Source organism: Streptomyces sp. NPDC002573, from assembly GCF_042889625.1.
Taxonomy (GTDB): Bacteria; Actinomycetota; Actinomycetes; order Streptomycetales; family Streptomycetaceae; genus Streptomyces; species Streptomyces gibsoniae.
The window spans coordinates 1-4,601 of record NZ_JBIARC010000186.1 but is presented as its reverse complement, the minus strand read 5'-3'; the positions used below and the strand labels follow the sequence as shown (position 1 = coordinate 4,601).

General features: G+C 70.4%; 2 protein-coding genes. Both read left to right on the top strand.

All coding sequences use genetic code 11. The annotated features are described in order from the left end of the window. Window positions 1-236: response regulator transcription factor (locus ACFYX0_RS46745; protein ID WP_388981674.1), on the top strand; the 236-nt coding region annotated here is incomplete at its 5' end. A gap of 352 nt (window positions 237-588) precedes the next feature. After that, on the top strand, window positions 589-4,437 hold the full coding sequence (locus ACFYX0_RS46740) for a S8 family serine peptidase (protein WP_388981671.1): 3,849 nt from the start codon (window positions 589-591) through the stop codon (window positions 4,435-4,437). Window positions 4,438-4,601 lie beyond the last annotated feature (164 nt).

The following is a 4,601-nucleotide window of genomic DNA, read 5'->3' as shown; positions in this document are numbered from 1 at the left end:
ACGACGACGGCGCCATCTCAGGGACGGACGGAGCCGGGCCGTCCGATGCACTCTCCCCCACCGACCGCAAGCTGTTGTCCCTGCTGGTGGCCGGAATCGCCGACAAAGCGATCGCCTCACAGCTCGGGCTGAGCCGGCGCACCGTCCAACGCCGCATTCAGAGCATGATGGAACGCGCCGGCGCAGCAACCCGCATGCAACTCGCCTGGCAGGCCGCACGCCGCGGATGGCTGTGAGCGGGCCGTCCGGGGACGACTACGATCCACGTCCGCTGCAGCGCCACTGGGCGCCGCAGCCCGGGCGCTTGCGTAGCAGGTAGAGGACCAGCTCTTCCGGTGCTTCGGGGACGTCGTTCCGCAGGGGGCGCAGCGGTATGGGTCTCCCACGTGGCCCCTCCGAGATAGGAACGCGCCCAATTCGCGGCAATCCCCGCCGTACTGGCTGTGCGGTGGCGGCGCGGAGGCGGCAGGTGTCGCAGTTGGCACATGTCGCAGTTGCGACACCCGAGGTCAGTGACAGGTTCAGCTTCATCAACGGATGCTTTCGCACAGCTTTTGCCCCTCCAGCTGTACGAGAGGTGTCTCACTGATGTCTAGAATCCGCCCAACGGCGGCTATATCAACGGGATTGTTGCTGGTCGCCGGAGCCGTGCCAGCCGCGTTCGCGGGGCAGTCGGCAGCCACCGGGACCCCCGCTCATCCCGCTGCCGTATCGGGGGCCGCCTCCGCGACCGTACGACTGGTGACCGGTGACCAGGTGACCGTTACGACGCTGCCCGGTGGACGGCACACCGCGTCGGTGCAGCCCGGACCCGGGCGGGAGCACATCCCCTTCCAGACGCTGGAGGGGGACGACAAGCAGCTGACCGTGATGCCGTTCGACGCCCAGGCGCTGGTGTCGTCCGGCACCTTGGACCGCCGGCTGTTCAATGTGACGGCACTGATCGCCGAGGGCTACGACGAGGCGCACACCTCCGCACTGCCGTTGATCGTCTCCTCTCAGCCGGAACCGTCACGGGAGGGGGCCAAGGTCACCGCACAGGCAGCGAAGACAGCCTCGGTCACTGCCGACCGACTGGTGGCGCTCAACACGGCGGCGACGCCCTCCCGCCGACTGGACAGCATCCACGCGCGGTCGGTGCGGGTTTCCGGCCACGACCTGGGGAAGTTCTGGAAGACGCTCAACCCCGGTGGAGCCTCGGACACCGCCCGCACCACGGTCACCCCGCGCATCTCGCTGGACGGCAAGGTGAAGGCCCTGCTGGACCGGAGCACCGCACAGATCAACGCCCCCACCGCCTGGAAGGCCGGCTACGAAGGCCAGGGCGTCAAGGTGGCCGTGCTGGACACCGGTGTCGATGCCAGCCACCCCGACCTCGCCGGCCGCATCGCGGAGGCCAAGGACTTCTCCGGCAGTGGGAACACCGGCGACCACTTCGGCCACGGCACGCATGTCGCCTCGATCGTCGGCGGAACCGGTGCCGCGTCGGGCGGCACCCGACGCGGTGTCGCGCCCAAGGCCGACCTGCTGATCGGCAAGGTGCTGGACGACAACGGCTACGGCGACGAGTCCGGCATCATCGCCGGCATGGAGTGGGCGACCGCCGAGCACGCCAAGGTCGTCAACATGAGCCTCGGGGCGGACGAGCAGACCGACGGCACCGACCCGCTCAGCCAGGCGGTCGACAACCTGACCGCCTCCACCGGCACGCTCTTCGTCGTCGCGGCGGGCAACTCGGGCCCCGGCCAGTACACCGTCGGCACCCCGGGCGCAGCCGATGCCGCGCTGACCGTCGGCGCCGTCGACCGTGACGACTCCCTGGCCTCCTTCTCCAGCCGCGGCCCGCGCTTCGGCGACGACGCGGTCAAGCCCGACGTGACCGCCCCCGGCGTGGGCATCGTCGCCGCCCGCGCGGCCGGCACCACCCTGGGCGACCCGATCGACGCCAACTACGTGGCGCTGTCCGGGACCTCCATGGCCACCCCGCACGTCGCCGGCGCCGCCGCACTGCTGGCCCAGCAGCACCCGGACTGGAGCGCCCAGCAGCTCAAGGACAGCCTGATCAGCACCGCGCACACGGTGCCCGGCACAAAGGTGACCGAGCAGGGCGGCGGCCGCATCGACGTGGCCGCGGCCATGGGCCCGGTCACGGCCACCGGCTCGGTCACCCTCGCCCCGCTGACCACCGGTGGCACGCAGGGACAGCCGCGGGCGACCACCCTTCACTACACCAACACCAGCGATCACCCGCTCACCCTCTCCCTGGCCGTCAACATGGCCACCGAGACCGGGCACGCGATCCCCGACGGGGTGGTCAGCCTCGACTCCAGCACCGTGCAACTGGCCCCCGGTGCCACCGCCGACGTGCCGCTGCACACCGACGCGACCCACGCGGTCCGCGGCAAGTTCTACGGATACGTCACCGCGAAGTCCGCCGACGGCACCGTGCTCGCCCACACCACCGTCTCCCTCGTGGTGCACGCCCCCACACACCGGCTGACCGTGGTCTACCGTGACCGCAACGGCCAGGTCGTGCCCGGCTCACTGCCGACCATCTGGGGCTCCGACGGGTTCGTGGGCTACACGGACCGCAACGCGGGAGTCGCCGTCGTGGAAGAGGGCACGTACAACATCAACTCCGGTTTCTACGACCGGACCGATGACGGCGAAGAGGCCGGCCAGATCGTCGACCCCGAGGTGAAGGTCACCAAGGACATGACGGTGACGCTGAACGCCGCCGATGCCACCGAGGTGAAGATCCGCACGCCGCGCCCCGCCGAGCAGCACGGCGTTCTCAGCACCAACTTCTACCGTCAGATCGACGGTCAGAGCCTGCTCCAGGGCGCCATGTTCTTCGACACCGTCAAGCGGCTCTACGTCAGCCCCACGGCTCCGGTCACCGACGGTTCCTTCGAGTTCTCCTCCCGCTGGCAGATGACGGCCCCGCAACTGCGGGCCAGGGTCTCGGGCAGCGCGCAGCAGTTCGCGCCGTACTACCAGGCGACTTCCCCGGTCTTCGGGGACCAGGGCGCGCGGCTGACCGCTGTGGCCGCCGGCCTGGCGGCGGCGCCCGACTTCCGCGGGGCGCGCGGCAAGCTGGCCGTCGTACGGGACGACAACTCCGCCTGGTTCGACCGACGGGCTCTCGCGCAGACCGCGGCGGCCGCGGGCGCCAAGGCGGTGCTTCTGGTGCAGCCCGAGGGCTTCTCCGACTGGACCCGGTGGCAGCCGAACGGTGACCGGATGGCCCTGCCCACCATGCAGACCTCTTTCAAGATCGGGACGGCTCTGCTGGACCGCATGGCGAAGGGCGCCACGACGGTGGAGTTCTCCGGCACGGTCCGCAGCCCGTACCTGTACGACGTGATGCAGGTGTCGAAGGGCTCCATTCCCAAGCAGGTGGTCTACACCGTCTCGGACCGGAACAGCGCGGAGGTCCACAGCACGTACACCCGCACCGGTACAACGGGCTGGGAGAGCGAGCAGCGTTTCGCGTGGCGCCCGTTCCAGGACACCGCGTGGGACCAGTACAGCCGCTACGTTCCGGTGGGACAGGAACGTGTCGAGTACGTGAGCGCCGGAGACACGCTGTGGCAGCATGTCGTGCACCACAACGTCGTCTTCGACCCCGACTTCCCGCTGGGGGCCGGCATGCACGACGCGCCGCACACCTACCAGCCCGGCCGGCGCGCCACGGAGCGGTGGTTCGGAGCAGTGGTCCGCCCGTCGATCCCGCACGGTAAGGGCCTCCCATCGGTGCGCCACGGCGACACCCTGTCGGTCTACGTTCCGGAATTCAACGACTCCGGCGCCGACCACTGGTCGTTCGCGGAGAGCGACCCCTTCGGCGGAATCGGCGGCGGCGTCGGCACGGCTTCCGTGAACGACACGGCCAAGGCGGTGCTGTACCGGAACGGCGAGCAGATCGCCACGTCCGACAACGGCGCGTGGGGCAACTTCGAGGTGCCCGCGGGCGACGCCGAGTACCGGCTGGACCTGACGACCGCCCGCACCTCGGACGACTGGCGCTTCGGCACCGGCACGCACACGGCGTGGACGTTCCACTCGGACACCGCGGCCGACACGAGCCTGCTGCCGCTGCTCCAGCTCGACTACGACGTACCGGTCGACGCGCAGAACGCGGTCGGTCCGGCGCGCACGCACGCCCTCGGCCTGACCGTCCGCATGCAGGATGGCATGGCAACGCCCCGCGGGGTGACGCTGAAGGTCGAGGCGTCGTACGACGACGGGAAGAGCTGGACCACCGCGCGCACCGCGCGTCACGGCGCCGACGGACAGTTCACCGCCACCGTGACGCGGCCGTCGAGCGTACACGGCGATGCCTACGTGACGCTGCGGGTCACCGCCACGGACGCCGCCGGCAACAGCGTCCAGCAGACCGTGAACCGCGCTTACTTGCACCACGGGACCGCATGAGCCGCCGGTAAGGCTGACGCGGACTGATCCGGCTGAACCGCGGCGGGGGGGGGGGGGCCGGGGGGGCCGGGCCCCCCCCCCCCCCGCGGGGTGGGGGGGGGTGGGGGGGCGGGGAGATGATTGTGGCGGGGGAATTGGTAACCCAAAACCCCACAAACAAGCTG

What these genes read in the sequence shown, in the direction of transcription:
- ACFYX0_RS46740 (WP_388981671.1), top strand. Translation starts at nt 589, where the DNA reads ATGTCTAGAATCCGCCCAACGGCGGCTATATCAACGGGATTGTTGCTG.